The organism is Paenibacillus sp. GQ49 (assembly GCF_059759055.1).
Genome location: NZ_JCAXEL010000012.1, coordinates 40,847 through 65,706 on the forward strand (window position 1 = coordinate 40,847; position 24,860 = coordinate 65,706).

The 24,860-nt window shown below is 47.1% G+C and carries 19 protein-coding genes and 2 riboswitches; of the genes, 1 reads left to right on the forward strand and 18 read right to left on the reverse strand.

Translation table 11 applies throughout. From position 1 onward, the window contains the following. Positions 1-56 precede the first annotated feature (56 nt). A complete protein-coding gene (locus tag AC6CIF_RS19940) occupies positions 57-1,562 on the reverse strand; it encodes a HAMP domain-containing sensor histidine kinase (RefSeq protein ID WP_498201285.1) in 1,506 nt (501 codons plus the stop codon). Between the two features lie 44 nt (positions 1,563-1,606). Continuing rightward, a complete protein-coding gene (locus AC6CIF_RS19945; protein WP_339298980.1) occupies positions 1,607-2,290 on the reverse strand; it encodes a response regulator transcription factor in 684 nt (227 codons plus the stop codon). Between the two features lie 228 nt (positions 2,291-2,518). On the opposite strand from AC6CIF_RS19945, the gene AC6CIF_RS19950 reads away from it, so the two are divergent. Further along, positions 2,519-4,279 (forward strand): alpha-glycosidase, encoded by a 1,761-nt coding sequence (locus tag AC6CIF_RS19950; protein ID WP_498201286.1) that lies wholly within the window; start codon positions 2,519-2,521, stop codon positions 4,277-4,279. 178 nt (positions 4,280-4,457) lie between these two features. Here AC6CIF_RS19950 and sdaAA read toward each other — a convergent pair whose 3' ends face one another. The 16 genes from sdaAA to AC6CIF_RS20030 all read right to left on the reverse strand — a co-directional run bounded on the left by sdaAA (position 4,458) and on the right by AC6CIF_RS20030 (position 24,811). Beyond that, positions 4,458-5,435: an L-serine ammonia-lyase, iron-sulfur-dependent, subunit alpha gene (gene sdaAA, locus AC6CIF_RS19955; protein ID WP_498201287.1), complete on the reverse strand. Its 978-nt coding sequence runs from the start codon at positions 5,433-5,435 to the stop codon at positions 4,458-4,460. Beyond that, complete coding sequence (sdaAB, locus tag AC6CIF_RS19960) at positions 5,425-6,114, reverse strand: L-serine ammonia-lyase, iron-sulfur-dependent subunit beta (protein ID WP_074093257.1); 690 nt, start codon at positions 6,112-6,114, stop codon at positions 5,425-5,427. Before sdaAB ends, sdaAA begins: the two co-directional genes overlap by 11 nt. A gap of 135 nt (positions 6,115-6,249) precedes the next feature. Beyond that, positions 6,250-6,386, reverse strand: a riboswitch (glycine riboswitch). A 4-nt stretch (positions 6,387-6,390) separates the two neighbouring features. Beyond that, positions 6,391-6,515, reverse strand: a riboswitch (glycine riboswitch). A 149-nt stretch (positions 6,516-6,664) separates the two neighbouring features. Then, positions 6,665-7,756: a LolA family protein gene (locus tag AC6CIF_RS19965; RefSeq protein ID WP_498201288.1), complete on the reverse strand. Its 1,092-nt coding sequence runs from the start codon at positions 7,754-7,756 to the stop codon at positions 6,665-6,667. 1 nt (position 7,757) lies between these two features. Further along, positions 7,758-9,248, reverse strand: coding sequence for a sensor histidine kinase (locus tag AC6CIF_RS19970; RefSeq protein WP_076215974.1), 1,491 nt, complete (start codon positions 9,246-9,248; stop codon positions 7,758-7,760). Then, entirely contained in the window at positions 9,245-9,955 is a 711-nt protein-coding gene (locus AC6CIF_RS19975; protein WP_498201289.1) for a response regulator transcription factor, read from the reverse strand. Before AC6CIF_RS19975 ends, AC6CIF_RS19970 begins: the two co-directional genes overlap by 4 nt. Positions 9,956-10,147: 192 nt before the next feature. Next, a complete protein-coding gene (locus tag AC6CIF_RS19980; RefSeq protein WP_498201290.1) occupies positions 10,148-11,161 on the reverse strand; it encodes a phosphotransferase enzyme family protein in 1,014 nt (337 codons plus the stop codon). Positions 11,162-11,357: 196 nt separating this feature from the next. After that, positions 11,358-12,113 (reverse strand): phosphate ABC transporter ATP-binding protein PstB, encoded by a 756-nt coding sequence (pstB, locus tag AC6CIF_RS19985; protein ID WP_036616781.1) that lies wholly within the window; start codon positions 12,111-12,113, stop codon positions 11,358-11,360. A gap of 12 nt (positions 12,114-12,125) precedes the next feature. Continuing rightward, positions 12,126-13,013, reverse strand: coding sequence for a phosphate ABC transporter permease PstA (pstA, locus tag AC6CIF_RS19990; RefSeq protein WP_026081329.1), 888 nt, complete (start codon positions 13,011-13,013; stop codon positions 12,126-12,128). A gap of 2 nt (positions 13,014-13,015) precedes the next feature. Further along, on the reverse strand, positions 13,016-13,951 hold the full coding sequence (pstC, locus tag AC6CIF_RS19995) for a phosphate ABC transporter permease subunit PstC (RefSeq protein ID WP_017690972.1): 936 nt from the start codon (positions 13,949-13,951) through the stop codon (positions 13,016-13,018). 115 nt (positions 13,952-14,066) lie between these two features. Continuing rightward, complete coding sequence (locus AC6CIF_RS20000) at positions 14,067-14,993, reverse strand: phosphate ABC transporter substrate-binding protein PstS family protein (protein WP_036673206.1); 927 nt, start codon at positions 14,991-14,993, stop codon at positions 14,067-14,069. 565 nt (positions 14,994-15,558) lie between these two features. Then, complete coding sequence (locus tag AC6CIF_RS20005) at positions 15,559-16,851, reverse strand: arsenic transporter (protein WP_498201291.1); 1,293 nt, start codon at positions 16,849-16,851, stop codon at positions 15,559-15,561. A 152-nt stretch (positions 16,852-17,003) separates the two neighbouring features. Then, a complete protein-coding gene (locus AC6CIF_RS20010; protein ID WP_498201292.1) occupies positions 17,004-19,091 on the reverse strand; it encodes a methyl-accepting chemotaxis protein in 2,088 nt (695 codons plus the stop codon). Positions 19,092-19,264: 173 nt separating this feature from the next. Further along, positions 19,265-20,323, reverse strand: a complete 1,059-nt coding sequence (locus tag AC6CIF_RS20015) for an EAL domain-containing protein (protein ID WP_498201293.1) — start codon at positions 20,321-20,323, stop codon at positions 19,265-19,267. A gap of 211 nt (positions 20,324-20,534) precedes the next feature. After that, complete coding sequence (locus tag AC6CIF_RS20020; protein ID WP_498201294.1) at positions 20,535-22,808, reverse strand: bifunctional 2',3'-cyclic-nucleotide 2'-phosphodiesterase/3'-nucleotidase; 2,274 nt, start codon at positions 22,806-22,808, stop codon at positions 20,535-20,537. Between the two features lie 477 nt (positions 22,809-23,285). Beyond that, the gene (locus AC6CIF_RS20025) at positions 23,286-23,702 is read right to left on the reverse strand and encodes a pyridoxamine 5'-phosphate oxidase family protein (RefSeq protein WP_074093246.1); all 417 of its coding nucleotides are present in this window, start codon (positions 23,700-23,702) and stop codon (positions 23,286-23,288) included. A gap of 650 nt (positions 23,703-24,352) precedes the next feature. Then, complete coding sequence (locus tag AC6CIF_RS20030) at positions 24,353-24,811, reverse strand: NUDIX domain-containing protein (protein ID WP_076215984.1); 459 nt, start codon at positions 24,809-24,811, stop codon at positions 24,353-24,355. Positions 24,812-24,860: the final 49 nt, after the last annotated feature.

Sequence of the window (24,860 nt, forward strand, 5' to 3'; positions counted from 1 at the left end):
TTCCAAGGTTAAAGCCAAAGTAGTCTCCAGTTTAAGTTTAGTTTAAAAAAGCTATTTCAGCGGTTGGTTGTTTCCCTGTTTCCCTTACCACTGTAGATATATGTCTGGACACCCGTATCGGAACTGTCTACCCGCTTGCGCAGACCCATCTCACGAATCAACAGGTCTACAATGGATAAGCCCAGACCTGTGCCTTTTGTGTCGGACTCCTGCTGCATTCCCGGACCCCGATCCTGAATAACAATAGCCGTCTCACCCTGAATCTCCTGGGTTGATATGCCAATATACTTCCCGCTGGCAGCATGACGGATCACGTTTTGGAACAAATTATCAATAATACGGCGCATGCCCTGTTCATCCATATGCCAGATCAGCGGTTCCTCCGGGAGATCAATATCAATATCAAATTGCTCTTTCTCCCAGACCGGGTACCAGGCCGCCGCCGTTTCCCTGACAATCCGCAGTATATCTTTCTCTTCCAGCTTCAACGTATATTTCCCACTCGTGAGCAAATTGTAGGATAACATGTTGTCAATCAGCCCACCGAGGTCCTCCATCTTCGCTTCCATGCGATGTAATGAAAGGTCACCTTGCTCGCTCAGCTCTTCCTTGTGCAAAGCATGCATATGTCCACGAATCACCGTTAGCGGGGTACGCAGATCGTGGGAAAGCCCCGCAATGAGACGTTTGCGCAATTGTTCCTCCTCGCGTTCACGGTGACGGCTGTCGGACAGTTGATGCACCATCTGATTGAAGGATTCTTCCAGTTGACCGATCTCGTCTGACCGGCGGATATCTACCGGAAGCGGGATACCCTCCTTGCCTGTGGTCATCATGGCCGTCTGCAAACGAATAAGTCGTTTGCGAATGCGTGCGAAGAAGAGAATCGACATCATGATGAAGCTCAGAAAGATGATGATCATTACAATGCCGAGATACAAAAGTTCCAGCAGCCCGTTACTCTGATTCATTTGCAGAAGTGACCGCGGCACTTCAATGATCATGAATCCCTGTCCTTTGTCCTGCTCAGCTCCGCCAATATATGCAACTACGGTCAGCGGATCGCGAAAGGAAGCTTCTTTCATGAATTGCACCGTATTGCTCACATTCCATAAGGCTGGAATTCGGGTCTCTGCCGTCTGCCCAGAATCCAGTGACCATCTCAATGTCGTGTCTGGCCTGCCATCCGGCGACGTGGATTTCAGAAGCGTTACATCTTCACTACCGAGAATAAAGAGGGTCTCACCGCTCGCATTCACACGATACATGGAAGATTTGGGATACGAGCCATGTAATTGCTCCAACCGGGCCTTAATCTCTTCATCCGAAGCACCATCCAGGTTCTCCGCTTCAAGCGACCAGAGGTTACTGATCCGGGTAACGTCACCATAAGGTGCAGCTTGATTCGTATTCGTGTTATTCACTACGACAACATATATGATGGACATGATCGGAAGAATGACGGGGACAAATAATACAGCCGCCAAGATCAGGATGATGTATCTGGACATCAAGGACCGCCCAAAGCGAAGCTTGCGCCGCCCAGATTGCTTTTGATCCATGCTTCGTTCTCCCTTCATGATCTTCCGTTCCCTGAACAACCGGATCATGGCTTCTTCACACGATATCCCACACCGCGGACCGTCTGAATAACTACCGGATTGGCCGGATCAAGCTCCAGCTTTTCGCGCAGATGCCGAATATGTACCATTAAAGTTTTGTCCCCATCCAGATAGGGCTCGTTCCAGACGGCTTCATAGATCTGCTCTTTCGTGCGAATCATGCCCATATGTCGTAGCAGGTAGGCGAAGATGTGGAACTGTTTTCCCGATAAAATAATCTCATTTCCCGTCTCCTCATTAACGATCCGGTTGTCCTTCTCATAGATGGAGAGATGATCCAGCTTCAGGGCTGTATCCGATGAGACCGCAGTTCCCGCCTTCCGCAGTTGCACTTCAATCCGGGCAGCCAGTTCATCGGGGTGAAATGGTTTGGTCACATAGTCATCAGCAAAATCGAGACCATGCAACTTGTCGTCAATGGACGTTCTGGCCGAGAGCATGACAATGGGCACGGCGGGATGTTCTTTTTTCAGTCGCTGGCCCACCGTAAATCCATCCAGCCCGGGCAGCATGACATCCAGAATAATGAGTGAACAACCAACAGCAGCCTCCGCTGCACCTTCACCACTGCCGAGCCATACCACCTCATAACCGCGCTCCTCCAGATCGGCTCTGACCCAAGTCGCAATTTCCGTATCATCTTCAATATATAACAGTTTGGTTTTCATCCGAATATTCGTTTCCTTTCTGCCCCCATTGGGTTAATGATATATCTGAGCATTATCATGATAAAAGCTGTATATAACATATGGATTCATGTCTTGTTGAAACAATGTTGAAGTCCTTTACGTTACCACACATTCTAATTATAGCGTATTCATTAACGAGGGGAATGTCATATTAATCAAGTCTGCCAAGTACATATCACATCTACACATGACGGGAGGAAATTCATTATGCTGCTGGAAGCCATCTATCATCAACCGAAACGAAACTGGGCCTATGCCTATGACCAAGATACAATCCATCTGCGCCTGCGTGCCAAAAAGAATGATCTGACCGAGGTACATGCCCTGACCGGGGATAAATATGCGTGGGATGCAACCAAAGCGCTGGTTCCCTTAACAAAGTTCACCTCTGACTCTATGTTCGATTATTACGAGGGTGAGGTGAAACCTCCCTACCACCGACTGAAATACTCTTTTCTGCTCAAAAACGGAGACGAACAGATCTGGATGACCGAGACGGGCTTCCAGGAAGAAGAACCGGACGATCCGGGTCGTATGTTCCAGTTCCCTTATATTCATGCCGGAGCTGTATTCACACCCCCTGCATGGGTTAAGGATGCGGTGTTCTATCAGATTTTTCCCGAACGATTCGCCAACGGCAACCCGGATATTAGTCCGGAAAAGGTAGAGCCGTGGGGTGGCGAGCCAACACCTTTCAATTTCTTCGGCGGTGACCTTCAGGGCGTGATCGACCATCTGGATTACATCAGCGATCTTGGCATTAATGCGATCTACTTCACACCCATCTTTGAAGCCACCACCAATCACAAATACGATACCGAAGACTACCTGCGGGTAGACCGGCACTTTGGTGACGCAGATACCGTGAAACGACTGGTCGAACTGTGCCATGCACGCGGAATTCGCGTACTTCTGGACGCTGTGTTCAACCATTCCGGGAAGACATTTGCGCCGTTTGTGGATGTACAGAAGAACGGAGAACAATCCAAATACAAGGACTGGTTCCATGTACATGAATACCCGCTGGACGTGAAGGATGGCATTCCAACGTATGAGACCTTCGGATTCGAAGCGCACATGCCAAAGCTGAATACGGAGAATGCCGAAGTTAAGGCCTATCTGCTGGAGGTTGCTGAGTACTGGATCAAGGAAGTGGGCGCGGACGGATGGCGGCTGGATGTGGCAGACGAAGTGGACGATGCATTCTGGCGCGATTTCCGCCGTGTAGTCAAAGCCGCTAACCCGGATGCCTACATTTTGGGCGAAGTATGGAACGAGTCCTCCTCCTGGCTGCAAGGCGACCAGTTCGATGCGTCCATGAACTATCCGTTTACCGATGCCGTGAATGCTTTCTTTGTGAAAAATACAATGCACGCCGAACAGTTCGCGAACTCCATCGGACGACAGTTGTCCCGTTATCCGCTTCAAGCCAGCGAGGTAGCGTTCAACTTGCTGGACAGCCACGATACCCCGCGGCTGCTCACGCTGTGTGAAGGCGACCAGCGCAAGATGAAGCTGGCTGCGTTATTCCAGTTCAGTTATATGGGCGCTCCGTGCATCTATTACGGAGACGAGATTGGCATGGACGGCGAACATGATCCAGGCTGCCGTAAATGCATGGAATGGGATGAAGCGAAGCAGGACCGAGAACTGTTCGACTTTTATCAGAAACTGATCTCCCTGCGTCATGCTCATCCTGCCTTGCGTGCAGAAGGCACCGTTCGTTTCCTGCAGGCTCGTCCCGATGGCAGCCAACTGGTATTGGAGCGACAAAATGAGGAGGAACGCATTCTGGTTCTGTTCAATCGATCAGAAGAGACGGCTATTGTCGAGCTGGAGGCTGGTGACGAGGAGTGGACCGAGTTATTCGGCGGAAACCATCGTACCGCCAAGGAAGATGGCGTACTCGCCATTGAACTGCCCGCGTATGGATATGCCGTACTGAGTACGGCTGTGAGTCAGAACTAGAGTCATAATACACATTCATCTGAAGTCACATCTAAGTAGCTTATCTTCGCTTCATCTGGCAGCATAAAACAAGCGTCCTGCATAACCCGGATTCGGGTTCGCGGACGCTTGTTTTGTAATTTTGTATTCGCCGTTATACACCATAATGTCACTGATTTATATATCGGTGCGGTTCAGCTTAAACCTGAGTATCCTTGTCCACTTGAGCATTGTCCGCCCCACTTGTAGTTGTGTCAGAATCCACTGGCTTCGACTCCTGCTCAGGCTCTGCACGCTTTGCCTTTGGTTTAGCCAGCTTTTGCATCATTTTGCGGCCTGTTGGCGTCTGGGCCAACCCGCCTTGGGCTGTCTCCCGATGGCGGCTCGGCATCGCACTGCCTACCTCCAGCATGACATCGATGACTTCGTCTGACGGAATGGCACTACGCACTCCGGCCAGGGCCATGTCAGCCGCAGCCAGCGCCGTAACTGCACCCAGTCCATTACGGACGATGCACGGGATTTCAACAAGGCCTGCGACCGGATCGCAGATAAGGCCCAGTGTATTTTTTAACGCCAAACCAACGGCATGAACGACCTGTTCCGGTGTACCTCCACGCAGTTCAACCATGGCACCCGCAGCCATGCCGATCGCGGAACCCACTTCCGCCTGGCAGCCACCTTCGGCCCCGGAGATAAATGAATTGTTGGCAATAACATAACCAATCGCTCCCGCACAGAACAACCCGTTCACCAAATGTTCGTCCGTCCAGCCAAATCGCTCCTGTGTGCTAATAAACACACCGGGGATGATGCCGCAGGAACCGGCTGTTGGTGTTGCCACGATCCGACCCATGGAGGCATTCACTTCAGATACACACAGGGCATACGCCATGGCAAGTGCGGAAGCATCTCCTGAACAAGTCTCACCCTTGCGAATGTACTCGGCCATTTTTTTGCCGTCTCCACCTGTTAATCCACTGCGTGATGTCGTATCTTCCGTTAACCCTTTGCGTACCGCTTCCTTCATCACCTGATAATATTCAGACATCTGCTTCACAACATCCGCTTCCGGTGTATTGGTCTCCTGAACCTGCTCCTCGATCATCAGCTGAGCAATGGTTTTGGATTCCGCTGTACAGATCGTATTCAGTTCGTGCAAATGTTTAAACCGCATCCGAATCAACTCCTCTCTTCAAATCGATAACACGAATGTCCAGCACATGGTCCAGCTCCCTTAGACGCTTGAGCATATCAGGATTAGGCACACCATCCATTTCCATTGCGGTAAGTGCTTCGCCATCACGGGCTTTCCGGTCCACCTGCATATACCCGATGTTAACCCCGGATGAACTGATCGTGGACGTTACGGATGCAAGCACCCCTGCTTTGTCCGCATGTCGCAGAACGAGTGTTGGAAACTCACCACTAATCTGAACACGAAAATCATTCATCGAATGCACCGATACGCTTCCACCACCAATGGATGCACCGATTAAGGAGCAGGCACGTTCTCCATGCCATAACTCAATTTTGACTGTATTTGGATGAGGAGCAGGCAAGCCACTTGTATAGAACTCAACCTCCATGCCCGCTTCCTCTGCGTATTGTTCTGCATCCGGGATACGCGGATCGTCTGTGACATAATCCAGCAGACCGCCGATCAGTGCCAGATCTGTTCCGTGCCCCTGATACGTATCAGCGAATGAACCGTATAACGTCAGCCGTGCACGATCTGGCGTACATCCCAGCCACTGACGAGCAATTCTTCCTAACCTTGCTGCACCAGCTGTATGTGAACTTGAAGGCCCCGTCATCGACGGACCAATAATTGAGAAAACATCTTTAAATCGCACTTGTAACCCTCCATTTAATCATGATTCATCTTGGTAAAATGTATTCGTCATTTCGATCCAGGAGTTCCATCCACAATGCCCTTATTTAGGGTATGATGACATCAAAAAAGGACAGAAGAAGGCCTTAGGCCCTCTCTCTGTCCTCGATACCTGAGAGTTTCACGATCAACAGTGTCTCACGACAAGGGTGCACTGCCTGCGATTACAGACAAGTTCACCGGGCTGACTGATCATATACCCCTTGGGTGGCGCAGTTCGCGCACTCTCCAGAGTTGCGTCCAACGATGGTACATTTACCTGAGAGATTAACCACTGCGCCGGGTGCGCAGCGGCTTGCTCCTTCGGTGCCTGAAAACTAGCCATTTTGCTCGGCTAACCCAGGTCTCTCCCGCTCGTTATCATCCGCTTATATTCACTTCCTCGTTCAACTCACATCGAACGTGTGTCTTCTGTTCAATTGGATCATATCTGGTACATATACTTACAGATTAATATGCTACACATTATATGTCAATAAAAGTGACGTATAATTACCATCTTTATCAAATCATTAGGAATGATTAGGCAGCTTCAATTCATTTATCCAAGCTTGAAGCTTCTCTTTCGTCCATCCTTCGTTCTCACCCATGATGGAGTACCGCAAGCCATTCTCACTCCATGATATGTTCCGAATGCTCTTCATATATGAACCCTCGGTGTTACGAACCTTAATCTCGGCTTCATCCGGTATTAGTGTATCGTCCACATTTTCTTCCGGCATCTTGAATACCGTCAGGCTGACTTCTACCTTGTCGTTACTTACATAATACAAGGTTACTTCATCTCTGCTCAGCTCACCGCGCAATGTAGACATTTCGATCCGTGATAGTTCGAATTCTCCACTCATGTCCTGTAGGAACGGCTGTTCCAACGCTTTTTCCGCTTCCTCTAGGGTCACTTCGGAATTCTGCATCATATCGGTCAAGTCCTTCACATCGACCTCCTCAGGGATGTCAATTACGAAAGTATCCTTTGTGAATTCAGGGTCATACTGAATCGGATCATAGACCATTTCTGATTTTCCATCCCCATACGCGCTGTTTACTTTGACAATCATCCACGTTTTGGGATCTACCCAATACTCTGAAGATATGGAGAATGCGCCTTCTTCTTTTGGTGTCAATTCAATATGAATGACGTCCTGTCCATGAAGTTTCTCCTGTCCTATCATATTCACATCATGCGTAGTACGTAACCGCTCTAGTTGATCGAGCAATATTTGCTTCTGGGTTTGATTAGGTTGTTGTGACACGGATGATGCATCCATGGAATATGCTGCCCCTGTTTCTTTTTCATATATGATGATCTTCTTTCCATCATTAACTGCGTAACTGACATTGCCATTCTCTGATGTTTCCGTGCGCTTTCGTCCGGTTTCACCATCTACCCATTCCTTAATTTGCATCGTGTTAGTCAGCTTGTCATCCGCCCATATCTTCATCACACCTTCCGCATAATACGAGGCGGGTTCTGTTTCTGCTGAGACAACCTTCTCAATCATCTCATCTCCTGACATAGCCAGCATATCCTTCTCCGCGCAACCTCCAAGCAAGGCGCCTGCCAACATAGCAGTACCCAGCATCATCCATCCTTTTTTCATCATCTTATCCACCCTCTCTGCGTTTACATTCTCCATGTTCAGGCAATCGGCATGCTGCCAGCGTTCCATATCCTTCGTATGACCACATGCGCATATCCCCTCCGTGCTTTATTGCAACCCGTTTGGCTATACTCAATCCCAATCCCGAACCACCTGCATACGTCTTCTCCTCCTGATTCTGGTGTTGAACATAGGGTTCGAAGATACGAATGAGCTGTTCCTCAGGAATAGCAGGACCTTCATTTTGTACTATAATCAATGTTGCTCCCGCCCTGTAGTTATCCAATTCAGCTCCAAGCGAAGGAATAATCCATTCAGGAAGCTCCCAATCTGAAGCAATAACCCCTAGTCCCATTACACCGTTCGTCCTTGTGTGGCGTAGTGCATTATTTATCAGATTATCTGTCAGGCGCATCAGTTGTTCGGGATGAACTCGGTACAGTTGATCTGTGCGGACATCCATCTTCACGTCAATCTGACCACGCTCTGCAAGTCCCTCATAGCTCCCAAGCAGCATATCAAAAAACTCTTCACCTTCCACCTTAACCATGGCCATCTCCGATTCACTGGAACCCAGCGCCGTATACATCTCAAGTTCACTAATCATCTGTTTCATCCGCTCCACATTTCCGAGCAGCACATCCTGATATTCCTGCCTTTCAAGTCGTTTCAGTTGACGATCACCGTTAAGTACTTCCGTATAGGCACTAATGGACATCAACGGTGTTTTCAGATCATGGGATAACGAGGCGATCATGAGCTCTTTTTCTTTTTGCTCCCTCTCCACATCGGCCTGAGTATGTCTGATCTTGTCTTGCATTGCATCAAACTGTTGGAGCAAGATGCCCATTTCATCATGACGAACAGGTACCACATCCGTAGCAGCCTCTCCCCGTGCAAAAGCATCCATTCGTTCTATGAGATATTTCATCGGCCGAAAGAGCTTTCGGGATAGCAGCCACAGCACTGTTCCGTATAACAGGATAAAGAAAGTAGCAGCGAGACTCATGACCCAGGTAGTCCGCAAGGATATGCCTTCCAGCCAATCTCCACGCAGCATGACGATTTCGTAAATACCCACCAATTCGCCTTTTTCCCATACAGGTTTCTTCAACGAGAATGTACGATGACGAATCTGTAAGTTGTACAAATTACGATACAGCTCCGCCCCCCCAACGGTGTAAGCTCCAGCAGACCATGTACTCCCCCCTGATGTGTACACCCGAATCCCTGTTGGTAAATACAGATCAAAGTTCACCCGACCATTCTCCAATTCGGCGAGTGCAGCGAAAGCATCAGGCGAGTGCAGCTGGTACAGTCCCGGGTCAGATAAAGCCAGTTCAATAGGAGCCAATTGTCCGGACAACTCTACATATTCCGTTACGGCACGCTGATCATTGTAATAGTTATACAGGGAGTACAGCGCCCACCCAGCGACGACAGGCAGCAGCATTACAATGAGGAAGGCAAGCATTAACCAGTACTTCAACTTCATTCCTCAGGCTCCCCCACAAACCGGTAACCACTGCCCCATACCGTCTGAATCCAGCGTGGATGATGGGGCTCGTCACCAAGCTTGGCCCGAAGGCTCTTCACATGAACTGTGACTGTACTCGAGTTCCCCGCCTCTGGCTGACTCCAGACATGTTCATACAGCTCCGCCTTGGTAAACACCCGGCCTGGATGAGAAGCAAGCAGTATGAGCAAAGCCCATTCCTTGTTGGTTAGTGCCACATGTTCTCCATGAACCTGTGCGCGCTGATTCAAATAATCAATCGATAACCCATCGTTATACTGCCGATCTGTCGAATCCTGCTCTACGCCCTGATATCTGCGGTACCTATTCAGATGAGATTTAATGCGAGCTGTAAGTTCCGTTAGACTGAAGGGCTTCGTAATATAATCGTCAGCTCCCAGCCCAAGCCCCCTGACTTTGCTCTCTTCCTCGATTCGAGCACTCATCATGAGCAGCGGAACATCGCTGATCAGTCTAATGTTTTTGCATACCGTGAACCCATCCATTTCCGGCAGCATCAGATCCAACAAGACTAATTGATAGGTTCCCTCCCTAAAGTCTTCCCAGCTCTCCAAACCGCTTGATGCCCAAGTTACCCCATAACCCTCATGACGTAGATGATCTCTCAAAATACGGGCAATCTCCGGATCATCCTCCACCAGCAATATATTCTCGCTGTCTCTCATCGCTGCTTCATCCTCCCATGACTATATTGTAGCTAAGAAAAGTTGACTCTCCTCAGAGTTTATACTTTCTTCATAAATGTCCATTACGATCGTTATCTAATGCATGCAAAAAGAGCACCCCGATTGTTCAGGACGCCCAGGTAATATTCACAATCTTAATCCTAAGTTATAGCTCCTAGAAAAGGAAACACCTCATAACTCATAGAAGATGCTCTCGTTCTGTACATAGGGTTTACAATACTTGCTGCACAGCTTCGGCATGCGATCTTTCATCCATTCGTGTCTCGACTCATTCGCCATCTGAAAGGCATAATAACCCAGTGTAAAGATCAACATGAATCCTTCCATTAATCGGATATCACGATCCGTCAGTGGTGCGATCTGTTTTGTGTATCCAGATAAGAATATGTCACGTTCCTCCCGATTGAACATAAGTGCTGCCCCTCCGGCATCAAAAAGATAATAACCATAACCGTGTAGACAAAAATCAATCATGGACATCCCCTGATCCGTTATCAGCAGATTGTTGCGAGTAATATCCCCATGAATGATCCCCCATGTCCCTGCGTGCTGCGGGTATGTTTCTAACTGTTCATTAATGTTCTCAAACGTCTCACGAAGCAGATCGAAGTCTTCCGTTGTAAAAATCCCCAGTCGGACGCCTTCCTCTAACTGCCCTAGCATGACCAAGTTCTCGTGGGCATTGCCATATGCCGGCCGCACCTTTGTTCGATCTGTCTGATTCTGCTTACGCCCATATTGATGAAGCATCTGCAGTTGTGCCCCAAGATCATAGATCTGCTCTGTTGTCAGGCGTTCTCCCTGCTGGATGTCCCTTCCCTCAATCCACTCCAGTACTGTACAGCAGATTTCTTTACCCGCTTCACTTGTCCATACCGTTACCCATTCACCCGATGCATTTCGTACCGGATGCTGAACGCGCAATGCTGTCGTTGCGTTTAACTCATGAAGCAGGTTCATCTCTGCCTCCAGCGCAGGAAGCGTATGCTGAATGCCTGTCATACTTGCATATGCGGCTTGATGGATACGTAGCAGATACTTCTGCCCGCTTGCTTCATCAACGACATGATATGTCAGATTCTCATTATGACGAATATATGAAACGACAGGTTTTTCAATAGTGTAGTTCTGTATAATCTGAGCTGCCATATGGTCGTAAGACATCTGATCCGTAGTAATTATCAACATCTCCTTCAAAGTAATGTAAACGTTCTCTTATTACTAAATATCGTAGCATGATTGCTTTACATACAGCAAATTCTTCCAAAATAAATTAAAAAAGCACAACCCCCGAACAACCGTCCAGGCATTGTGCTTTCTTTTGTCTCTATTATTTCTTAATCTCTCTGTCTATTACTCTATGTTACACTCCATGATCCAATTAACCGAAACGACCCATAATGTATTCTTGCGTCAGACGATTGTCCGGGTTCGTGAAAATATGCTCCGTATCCCCGTGCTCAATCATGCTTCCCAGATAGAAATAAGCTGTGTAATCCGAGATTCGTGCCGCCTGCTGCATGTTATGGGTAACAATAACGATCCGTAGCTCCTTCTTGAGCTCGGTAATCAACTCTTCAACTTTACCCGTAGATACCGGGTCAAGTGCAGATGCTGGCTCATCGAGCAACAGAATCTGTGGTTCAACAGACAAAGCGCGAGCGATACACAGGCGCTGCTGTTGTCCGCCAGAGAGAGACAGAGCTGACTCATGCAGTCTGTCTTTCACTTCGTCCCAGAGCGCAGCACGGCGCAAGCTTTTTTCCACAATTTCATCCAGTGCCTTCTTACTCTTCGTACCGCGGTAGCGGGGGCCAAACGCGATATTGTTGTAGATGGACTTATGAAAAGGATTTGGCTTCTGCCACACCATGCCAATCTTCTGGCGAAGCTTGATTACATCGGTTCCAGGCTCATTCAGATCGTTCCCGTCCATCCAGATATGTCCCTCTGTACGGGAACCGGCAATCTCGTCATTCATCCGGTTGAGTGACCGGAGGAACGTGGATTTACCGCAACCAGACGGCCCAATAAGAGCCGTTACGCTTGCTTCAGGAAACGTCAGGCTAATCTGCTTGACCGCCTGAAAATGTCCATAATATATGCTTAACTGTTCCGTACCAAAAGGTATGGCCATGTTGGTTCCTCCTTATTTCGAAGCTGTCATACGGCGGAATACAACCCGACCGATCCAGCGTGCACTTAGATTGAACGCCAGCACGAGAATGACAAGCACGGCGGATGCCCCTGCTGCCACTTCTTTGGAATCTGGCCCAATACCTTCACTATTCACTTTCCAGATATGGACAGCTAGTGTCTCTGCCGGACGGAAAGGATTAAGCGGTGATCTTGGACTCGTCGGATTCCAATCTGTAAAGTCCAATGGTGGACTACTCATACCTGCGGTGAACATCAGCGCGGCTGCTTCACCGAAGATCCGGCCCGATGCCAGGATCGTACCCGTAATCAAGCTTGGCAATGCCACAGGCAACAGAATCGAAGTGATAATCTTCCACTTGGACAGTCCAAGCGCCAGACCTGCTTCCTTCTGTTCCTTCGGAACGGCCCGGAAGGCCTGCTCCGTTGTCCGTACCATCAGTGGCAAGTTAAAGATCGCCAGAGCCAAGGCACCCGAGATCAGGGAGAAACCAAGACCAAATTGATTTACTAACAGCAAGAGACCAAACAAACCGATAACGATGGACGGGAATGATGACAATACTTCAACGACCAGACGAATGAAGCTGGTAATCTTGCCTGGCTTGGCGTATTCCGCCATGTAAATCCCGCCACCCCATCCGAGTGGAATGGTAACAATCAAGGTCAGGACAAGCAAGAATACGGAGTTGAAGAGCTGTGGACCAATCCCGCCGCCACCCTTAAGCAACTGTGGTGCGCTTGTCAGGAAGTTCCAGCTAATATGCCCAATGCCTCTATACATGATGAAGCCAAGCAGACCGAGCAATAGAATAACAATGAACAGGGCCAGTACAACAATAACGGATGTTGCAATTTTATCTACCGTCTTTGCCTTCATTTTCATACCCGGTTTCTCCTTTCAAGCAGGCGAACCAGAATGACGAAGACAAAGGTCATCACCAACAGGACAAGCGCCATACTCCACAGTGCATTGTTATGAACAGAACCCATCGTGGTGTTACCCATGCTGAGTGTAATTACACTTGTTAATGTTGAAGCCGATTCGAGCAAGGATGTTGGAACATGCGGAGCATTACCGATAACCATCTGCACAGCAAGAGCCTCACCAAATGCACGGGCCATACCCAAAACGACACCTGTCAACAAAGCTGGCAAAGTCGTTGGGATAATGACACGGTAGATGGTTTGCCAGCGAGTGGCACCCAGTGCGTAGGAGGATTCACGCAATCCTTTTGGCAACGCGGACAATGCATCTGCCATAATACTTGTTACCGTAGGAAGAATCATTACCGCGAGAACAAGACATCCGGCTGCAATCCCGACGCCTGTTCCACCAAAGATACTGCGCAGCAAAGGTACGATGACACTCAGACCGATAAATCCGTATACAACGGATGGAATTCCGGACAAGAGCTCAATCGCAGGCTGCAAGATCTTTTTGCCTTTACCCGGAACAATCTCTGTCATGAAGAGCGCTGCACACAGGCCAAGCGGACTTGCGATCAATGCTGCAAGCAAGGTTGTAATGAAAGAACCTGTGATGAACGGTAATGCCCCGTAGAACGCGGGTTCTCCGGTCGGATTCCACGTTTTTCCACCAAGGAATTCACTGATGCTTATTCCATTTTGGAAAAATGTGGATAGTCCCTTGGACGCTACAAAATAAACAATGGAAAACATGACAACGATCAGGAAAACGACACAAATCGACGTATAGATCCGTCCCGTCCACTCTTCCCAATAATGTTTCTCTTTTAAGGGCCGGCGCGGTTTCAACTTGTTATTCATTACCGTTCCCCCTTCGGTCTGTTCCATAACAACCATCCTTCTATAGTAGAATTAATGCAAAATATGGGATTATTTTAGAGCAAACCGCGTAAAGAGGCGGGACCTAAGTCCGCCTCTTTCGCTGTATGCGCAAGTTCAAAGATTACTCAACCACATTACCTGCTGCATCGCGTTTTACTTTCATACCTGACATTGGAATGTATCCAAGTTCTGTCACGTCATTTTGTTGAATTTCGTCACTCAAGATGTAGTCCAGGAATGCTTGTGTTGCTGCATCTGGCTTACCTTTTGTGTACATGTGCTCGTAAGCCCACACTGGATAAGTTCCTGCTTCTACGTTCTCAACTGTTGCTTCTACACCTTCGTATTTCAACACTTGCAAGCTGTCATCCAAGTAAGACAAGGCAAGGTAACCAATAGCACCTGGCGTTTCAGATACCAATTTTTTTACGTTACCAGAAGAATCTTCTTGAATCGAACCTTGGATATCACCCATTTTTGCACCCAATGCATACTTCTCAAAAGTTGCACGAGTACCGGAACTGCTCGGACGGTTTACAATAACAATTGCTTTATCCGCGCCGCCAACGTCTTTCCAGTTCGTTACTTTACCGGAGAAAATGTCGATCAATTGTTGCTTCGTCAAATCTTCTACACCTGCATCTTTGTTACTAACTGGTGCCATAGCTACTACTGCTACTTGATGGTCAACCAATTCTTTTACTTTGGCTTCGTCCTCCAGTTTCTCTTCTGCAAATACATCAGAGTTACCGATTGTAGCTTGTCCGTCAGATACTTGTGTCAAACCAGTACCACTACCGCCACCTTGAACTTGAACCGTTACGTTCTTATATTCATCAACTGCCATAAATTTCTGTCCAGCTTGTTCTACCAGAGGTAGCAATGCTGTCGATCCGACTGCCAGAATGTTACCACTAAGCTCAGTAGCAGCTTCTCCTGATCCATTGCTTGCGGCACCCTCTGTACCAGCGTCATTTTTCGATCCGCATGCTGCGAGTACCAGTACGAACGTTAAGGTCATCAAAATAAACGGCAACTTTTTAAACATGTTTTGTTTTCCTCCCCCAATGTAGTGATGGCGTTTTGTGAATTTGTTTGTTCACCATCAACTCTTTACTCATTGTAGTTTCGGTATGTCATCTTAAAATCAGTGTTTTGTAAACGCAATGTTAAAAATATCGGCTGTATATTGAAAATCATCCGAGACAAATTGCGCTGAAGTGGCCGCTTCGGGAACGGACGTTGTTACAATCGCTGTTATCCCCGGATTTATATGATTTACTTTTTCTATGGAATACATCCGGGGATAAAGGCGAACGCTTCGCTTTTCCACAATCGTTCCGTTCCCTTCGCTGTGTCAGCGCTCGTTGGATCTCAGGCATTTCAAGCTACTGCCTGGGAAGTAGGCAAAGAAGGCCAGCTCTACAATGGGCTGGCCTTGTGTAAATGCTTAGGTGCTTAACCGAAAGAGAGAGTTCATTTCTTCTATAGAAGAAACAAACAAAAGAGGGACAAAAAAACTGCCTCGCTGCCAGTGCATAGCACCAGCTGTGAGAGCAGCCTTTTTACAATACATTGAATGATCTAGATGTTCCTAATTGTAAAATCTAAATTTATCCCAGAATCCATAACCACAATGCCAACCCGGCCAGGGTAATTAACAATGTCGGGATCGTCAGGATGATGCCTGCTTTGAAATAATACCCCCATGTGATCTTCACACCTTTGCGGGACAATACATGCAGCCACAGCAATGTGGCAAGTGATCCAATCGGGGTCATTTTGGGACCCAGGTCGGAACCAATGACATTGGCATAGATCAATGCTTCCTGAATGATACCTTCGGTATGTGCGCCCCGGATGGCTAGCAGGTTAATCAACACGGTCGGCAGGTTGTTCATCACCGATGATAATACAGCAGCGATGATGCCCATCCCAAGCGAAGCAGCCAGCAGACCATGCTCTGCTATGGCATCCAGCCAGCGGCTCAGATGATCCGTTAACCCTGCATTACGCAGTCCATATACGACGATATACATGCCCACCGAGAACACCACAATCGACCATGGCGCTTCCTTGATTACCCGTTTCAGATCAACAGCCTCGCTCTTGCGTGCCAATAAAGCGAACAGCAACGCAACGGAGCCAACGATAACCGACACGGGAATCGGCAGAAACTCACTGGATGCATAGGCAACCAACAACAGCCCAAGCATGAACCAGGCGATTCGGAACATCCGTGGATCACGTATCGCTTCCTTCGGGTCACGTGCAGCGGAGATGTCGTAGCGAAGGGGTATGCTTTTGCGATAGAACAAAAACAACATCCCCGTACTCGCTACGATGGAGAACAAATTGGGTACAACCATGCGTACCGCATACTCCACAAAGGTAATACCAAAGAAATCGGCCGATACAATGTTAACCAGATTGCTGACGACCAGCGGTAACGATGTGGTATCGGCGATAAACCCACTCGCCATCACAAAAGCCAGCACCATTCGCTCATCAAACTTCAATGCACGCACCATTGCCAGCACAATTGGCGTCAGAATGAGCGCGGCACCATCATTCGCGAACAGAGCAGACACCGCGGCTCCCAGCAGAATGGAGTAGAAGAACAATCTGCGACCGTCTCCTCCAGCCAGCCTTGCCATATGAAGCGCAGCCCATTCGAAGAAACCCGTCTCGTCGAGAATGAGAGAAATCATAATAATGCCGACAAAGGCCAGCGTTGCATTCCATACAATGGATGCTACATCCGAGGCATCATTTAAGCTAACAACTCCACATAACAGGGCAAGCAATGCCCCGCCAGAGGCAGTCCAACCGATACCCAACCCACGAGGTTGCCAGATCACCAAGGTGATTGTCACTACAAAAATCAGTATTGCTACGTATACCATAGAGCCTCCTGCTGTACCCTGTATCAATATATTATTTATATGCGCGGAATGACCAGACGATATATTTATACAGGGCAACAGGAACATTGTCTATCTTTATTTTCTTCTATTATAAAAGATGTGGTAAATTATAGTGTTTACAATGTTAGATTTTATACTTTGCCCTTATCCTTCGGTGTATCCTCCACCATCTTGAACATGCCAAGCAGTCCTTGTAATTGTTCCGCCATGCTGTTCAGATGTGCCGACGATGATGCGATCTCTTCTACCGATGCCAGTTGTTCTTGCGAAGATGCAGATACAGATTCTGTATTTGCAGCCGATTCCTGGGTCACATTCGAAATATCACTCATCGCCTTGGCAACGTGGGATGCACCACTCTCCAGTTGTTTCGTTGTTGCGGACAAGTCATCCAATGTATGAACAGAATCTTCCACCGCCTCCCGAATCTGAGCAAAGGATTGTCCTGACGTATTTACAGCCTGAATTCCTTCTCCCACCCGAGTCTGTGCTGCATTCATGGCGATTAGAGCGGCATCCATGTCCTGACGGATATTATGAACCACCTCACCGATCTGCGCTGCCGAACTTCCGGATTCTTCTGCCAGTTTGCGTACCTCACCGGCTACAACTGCAAACCCACGACCCGCATCCCCCGCTCTTGCCGCTTCAATAGAAGCATTTAATGCGAGCAAGTTCGTTTGTTTGGAGATGGATGCAATGACATCAACCATGCTACCAATCTCAACCGAACGGGCATTCAGAGATTGAACCACCGTCCCCAGCTGCTCCACTGTTTCCTGGATACTGTTCATCTGCTCCACAGCCTGTCCTGCTGCCTCATTACCAGAAGAAGCTGCTCCGGACGTATTCCGCATATTCGCCGTAATCGATTGCACACGCTCCGACATCATTCGAACATCTTCTGCCATTCGGCTCATCTGTCCAGATCCGTCTTTCACGCTGTTTACCTGCTGCTCTGCACCTTCAGCCAGTTCCTGAATGGCCTGTGTTGAATGTTCAATCGCTTTGGTGGTTTGTTCTGCACTCGCAGACAACTCTTGAGAAGAAGCAGATACCTGCTCTGTCGTTTCCTGTACGCCCAGAATCATCATCCGCAGGTTATCGACCATTCGTTCAAAATACTTCGCAAGTTCTCCGACTTCATCTTTACGCCCTGTTTCCATTTTCACGGTCAGATCACCTTTACTTACAGCTCTGGCTGATTCCTGCAGACGCTTGATTGGGCGCAGCATGGAGCGTGTAAACCAGATAATAAAGAGGAGCGTAAGGAACGTAGCCGCCAGAATAACAATAAATGTGGCCATACGAATATCCTTACTCGCATTGGTTATTTCACTCTTAAACATCGTGCCGGCAATTTTCCAGCCTGTTGCTTCATTTGTTGAGAAAATCATCATCTTCGGCTGATCGTTGTACACGTAATCGAATTGACCTTCTGTACCTTCATACATCTCATCCAGCAAGCCACTCGTTTCCGGCGTACCTGCATCTGCTACAGGGGATACAACATAGTTTTTGTTTGCATCCATAATAATGACGTAGCCTTCTTTGCCCACCTTAATGGATGCCTGTTCTTGCAGGTCTGTCAGGTCGAGAGACAAACCGACAACACCGGATTGGTCCTTTAATGTTTTGGAGATAAACACAACTGCAACACCATCCGTATTAACAGACACAGCGGATACAACAGCTGTACCTGGCTTTTCCATCGCTAGTTTGTACCACTCCCGCTCCCTAGGATCGTATGCATCTCCCCGTGTGCTGCTCGCTGTTGGTTTACCTCGAACCATGACTCCGTCTGTTGTTCCTACAAAAATATTCATGGCATCGGGATGCAAACCCAGGTATTGCTCCAGCTTCACCTGAAGCTCGGGACTATCGTTCTCCCCTTTGATCAAGCTCGGATCAAGGACATCCGCGAAATAGTTAATGTCATGAATCTTGTTATTCACTTGGCTTTCTACAATGGTATTGGCAGTGCTCACACTTTGCATCGCACTATCTACTAATTGTCCTTGTACGCCATCTTCAGCCATCTTCAGTGTGATCAAGCCGACTGCCAAGCTCGGCAGGAGTAGAACGGCCAGGAAGGAGACCAATAGTTTGTTCCTTATATTCCAGACGAAACCTTTCTTGTTCTTCTTTTTATTTTGATTATGTTTTGGTTTGGCAGGTTTCGCTGCTTTCATTGGTTTATTATCCTGAGTTTCACTCATGTCTTTCTCCCCCTCAAAATGTAAAAATGCCCTCTTTCTTTGTATGTATGGATCAATCTAAAAGGCTTATCTTATATATCGGCTAAATGAGGGTATTTATTTGAGAGAAAAATGTGCAGGCACGCCAAACAAGCCACCTCTGATCAGAAGCGACTTGTACAAGGTACAGGTTACTAATTATTACATGAATTAGATGAAGTATTGCAGTACGGACCGCCTGGCGGTTGTGCCGAGGGTTTACCAAAATAGTAACCCTGTGCAAGCTCAATACCTATGGAACGACAGAATTCAAACTCTTCCATCCGTTCGATCCCCTCGGCAAGGACTTGCCCTCCGAATCGACTCGACATCTCAACAATATGAAGAATTTGCTGTTGTTTGGTCGAATCCTGATCACAACGGTCAATAAGACTTCGATCTATTTTGACAAAATCCGGTTCTAACCGATTCATCAACTCTATTGTCGAATATCCGGCACCCACATCATCCAGTGCAACCGACATTCCACGAGAACGATATACCTCAAATATTTGCTGTAAGATGGGCATATGCTGAATCTGCTCTGTTTCCACGACTTCAAACACAAAATCTTTAGGGTCCAGCGAAAGGCGTTCAATCGCTTCAAACGTATGTGTCAGACAATATTCGGGATTATATATGGAGGAAGGCAGGAAATTTACGAAGCGTTTGACACCATGCGGCAGAAAAAGGGCACTGGTCTCAATAGCAGTAATACGCGCCAATCGATCGAGAAAAGAATGTAGTCCAGTCTCACGCGCAACTTCAAATAATTCATAGGAACTGAAGGATTTTCCATTCTCAGCAGGACGAAGCAAAAACTCATATCCGATAATCTGCTCCGATGCATCAACGATGGGTTGCATATGACTGCTGAATTGATGCTCCAGAATAATGGAAACAAGCTCCGCATGCTTGAAACGGGACTCCTGCATGGTTAGACTAATCCAGCTTTCTTCATTAGCCTGTTCGTATATAGGCATAATCTGAACAGTTAGGGAATCACGTAATGTCGGATCAATTTCGCTGATCTTTTCTATTAAGCTCTGAACCGTCTCCAGATTCGAAAAATGCATCCACATCATGTCATCCGACGTCTCGATAAGTCTTCCCGGCGTTTGTAGCGCTTCCAGCAAAGCGGGGGAAATGGGACGCAAGTACAAGGTACCTTGGCCCTCTATAGGATAGATTGGACTGCAGCCACTGCAATTCATGTAGGACCCCCCTTGCCAATTTAGATTCCATGTCCATTAATGTTCACTTGTATATACCCAAAGTTTGTAAATATTATATCATGGGTCTTAAAATTAATCTCTACTGTTTTGATGACTTCCTGTATGACGGTTCTTGGAACAAATATATTCAAATTTGCAGAAAAAAGACCGACAGTCTGATGACTGTCGGTCTCCCTCAACTTATAAAACTTTAAGAAGCGGGAATTACGATTTTCTGTCCAACTTTCAGGTTGTGTACATCTGGGATTACGTTAAATGTGACAATCTTGCGCCAGTCCACACCATATTTTAAGCCGATACGGTACAAGTTATCCCCTTTTTTCACCACATATACCACTTTGCCGCCCGCTGGTTTCTCAGGCTGTGGCTTGGTCGTTGGTTTGGTTGGAGTAGTCGGCTCCGTAGGTTTAGTTGGCTTTGTAGGCGTAGGAGCAGGCTCCGTACCTGGTTTCGGAGTTGTTGTTGCTTCTCCAGTCAATTTCATGCCGTATTCAGCAAAACCATCATCATTTGTACCAATGAAAGACATCGCCGGGTTCGCTTCTACCAGATTTTTGGCATCCGGGGAAGATGCGAATACCACTTCAAGGTCGTTAAGTGCTGCTGCGGTTAACCCAGCAGATGGTTTGATTGGTGCCAGGGACCAGTTCCCGTCCGCTGCCGGATTAATCGTTTTATTCTCACGGATGTAGTCGATGATCACTTGACGGTTCTCATCCGGTGCAGCCAGAACGATCCGTTTGCCGTCCGGGTTAGCCAGTTTGGATGAAGAAGCACGGTAGTTATTTGTCGCTACGATGAATTTTTGTGCTGGGTCAACCGGTTTGCCGTTAAAGCTCAGGTCCTTGATCCGGCTTGCGGATGCATTTACAACGGTTGCTTTGCCGTCATACTTGGCTGGTTGTGTCACATCGATCTGATACGTCACACCATCGATAACATCAAAGTTATACGTTGGGAAGTCCATATTGATCAGTTGTTGTTGTCCACCTTTAGCCGGGTCGATCTGGTTGAACTGGCCTGCAGACCATTCCAGCCATTCTTTCAGTTCTGCGCCGTTAACCATTACAGCATGTACCGTATTTGGATATACGTACAGGTCAGCAACGTTTTTGATCGCAATGGTGCCTTTAGGAATATTCGTGTAATACGAAGCGCCTGAACGTCCACCGGCTTTGAATGGTGCACCTGCGGACAACACAGGGATTTTTTCATATTCCGTACCTTGCATATGTTTTTCGACATACCATTTCTGTGCATTCGTTACGATCTGAATGGATGGATCATCCTGAACCAGAGCGAAGAAGCTGTTGATAGGTGCAGTCGTTTCGCCCACCGGACCACGAACATACTCCAATGTACCTTCATGCTCTTCATGAACCGCATCAATGATGTCCTGATCCGCATCTACCAGTGGCTTTTTGCCCGCTGTGTCATAGATTGGGCGTGCTTCCGTTTTGGAATCTACCACTTTCCATTTGCCATCAACCAGCTCCAGATCCAGGTCGATAATACCAAGATGATCACCCCAGAACCCTGGCTCTACAGCAGGAACGCCGTTAATTGTACCTTTCTCAAGGTCTACCCCTTTTTTGCCGGCAAAATCAGCACTTGGGAATACTTTGTGAGCATGTCCAAACAGAATGGCATTAATGCCTTCTACCTGGCTCAGATACAGTACGGAGTTCTCCATCAGATCCGTTTGAGGGATCTCCTCAAATCCGGAGTGAGGGATGGCTACAATAATGTCGGCACCTTCAGCCTTCATTTTTGGAATGAATTTTTTCGCGGTAGCAATAATATCCTTGGCGATTACTTTGCCTTCAAGGTTAGCGCTGTCCCACTGCATGATTTGAGGCGGTACAAATCCGATCACACCCACTTTAATCGTATGTTCCTTACCAGTTTCGTCCGTTACCTTTTTATCCAAAATCTCATACGGTGTGAAATAGTTCTTGTCATTTGTCTCATCATCATCACCATCGTCTACATAGACATTGGCATTAATGTAAGGGAAGTTCGCTCCCTCCAGCGTCATGTCCAGGAAGTCCAGACCATAGTTGAACTCATGGTTACCGATGTTACCTGCATCATAATCGAGCAGATTCATCGCTTTATATACAGGGTGAGTCTCACCCTTTTTCAATGGATCAATTTTGGCAGTGTAGTCTCCCAGCGGATTCCCCTGAATTAGATCCCCGTTATCAAACAGCAGGCTGTTCTTCGCTTCGTCACGGGCTTTCTTAATCAGTGTTGCTGTTTTGGCGAGTCCATATTGGTCTGTCTCTTTGTCGGAATAATAATCATAGTTAACCAGATTGGTATGAATGTCTGTGGTCTCCATGATCCGCAGTTTAACTTTGGCAGCATCCGCAGCCGACACAGGTACCGGAAATACCGCAAGCACGTTTAATGCAACCAAAGCGGCAGTCAGGCTTGATAATACTTTTTTTCTCATTTTCAAAATAACCCCTCCCGGTTATGTACATTGAATCATGCATTAATGGGCAAACGAAGAGCGCAGAAAAAAGATAGATTTCATGGGTTGTGCGTACTGACACTCTGATGACATGCATCGGAATTTCAGGTAAGTTTATCTCACATGAACATCTATTTATGTCTGTGCTTGTCGTTTACATTCCAAATCATAACGCAATGTTCAGTCATTGAAAAGCATTATTTTTTACATTACCCGCACATACCTAGGCAAGTTTACATTATCATGCGTGATTTCGACAATTTTTTCAACATTTTAGTAGGTATATAGTGCTTATTATCTTTAAAATACGTATATTACATGTGTCTTACATGTATATCCAATTCAGCGTTATTCATCCACACCAAAAACCGTGAAACCTTAATGGCTTTCACGGTTGGATTAAACTCTGCGCGTATTTTCGCATAAGGACGCTACTTTGCAGAGGTTATTTTCATATTTGGATTATTGTTCCCACACATGATGTTCATGATCTTTCCCTGTGTATTCAATACGAGTCGGGGTGATGTCCAGAATGACATAGTTCGGATCATTAGGTCCATCGAACCACGCCTTCAGTTCGTCGTTCCACACTTGCTCACGCAAGCCTTCGTTCTTTGTCACTTCACAGGTTCCTTCAATCTCAACTACTTCCTTGGAACCACCAGCCTCATAACCAAGTAGCAGGCTAACATTCGGATTATTCTCCAGTTCCTCTACTTTGTGTGTACGGCGGTTCGTTGCCAGATGAATGTTCAGTCCATCGTTGAAAAGCGCCATATAGCGGGATTTCGGTTTACCATTCTCCACAGTGGAGAAGCTGCAAAAAGGGTTGTTTTCCAATGCTTTTACAATGTTTTGTTCCAATTCAGTCTGGTTCATGGGAAGTGCTCCTTTCGGTTTGGGGGAATATTGGAAGGACTATGTAGAAGGTCGTTGCGGGTACGGATCGTTCTTTGGATCGCTGTTATCCCGCGATGATCCTGATCTCTTCATCGTATACGTTGGATTAAAGACGATTTACACTGACACTACGATGACAGAATAACCTTCCAATCGCTGTTATCCCCAGATTTTTTTGATTCCTTTTTCTTAGGGGAAAAATCCGGTGATAAAGGCGAACGCTTCGCTTTTTCAGGTTTCTTCTGTCCTCTCCGTTATCGTGTAAATGTTTAATTCAATGGATATACAAGTGAAAATCCAGAATACCAGCAGACACTTCGCTTCCTCAGAAGCGATTCCGTCCCCTCCACTACTTCTACCGTTCTTCCAATTTGAGGAGTGGGTAAGCTAAAGTTCAAACAGAAACCTGTACTTAACTTAGCAGGTTTCGCTTCTTTAGGTTTTATCCGCTCCGTTGCTGTGTATAAGTACAGTCAACTTACGTTAGGTGTAATAAGCCTGTACTTATAGTGTACCCACCTCACCTATGGTGAATCCATGAACCGATACGCTAACGTGACAAAATTGGAAAAGTTCTTTATAAAAATGTTTACATAAAGGGGTTAGCACGATATTTCTTCTTGGCTGATTTAATTCAGATCTCCAAGATAGATTGAAGAAGAGCCTGATTTAAGAAGCAATTCGCCAATTGTTTTTGGATATAAACGAATGTTGGACAGCTCTTCAAGTGCAATCCATTCCACGGCGACTTGGTGGTCGTCTGGATTGGAGCCTTCAAAAATAGTTGCAGCCGGATCTATCAGGCTGCACGCAAAATAAAATTCAACCTGGTGGATGTCTGCATCCCACTCGGCGAATTCATGATTTTTACCGATATACTCCCGGATATGTAACAGCTCTCCCACGTTCACGGCCTGACCAATCTCCTCCAGACATTCGCGTGCGACCGCATCCTTGAGTTCTTCACCTTTCTCCTGTCCTCCACCTGGGAACACATAAGCGGTACCATATTGGTCTTCCAGCCGGATGACCAGCAATCGTCCATCCTGCACAATGACAGCCTTTGCCGAGTTGCGTATGGGTTTCATTCTGTTCATTCACTCCTTGTCATTCCAAAATTTCAAAGTTCAATCCAAA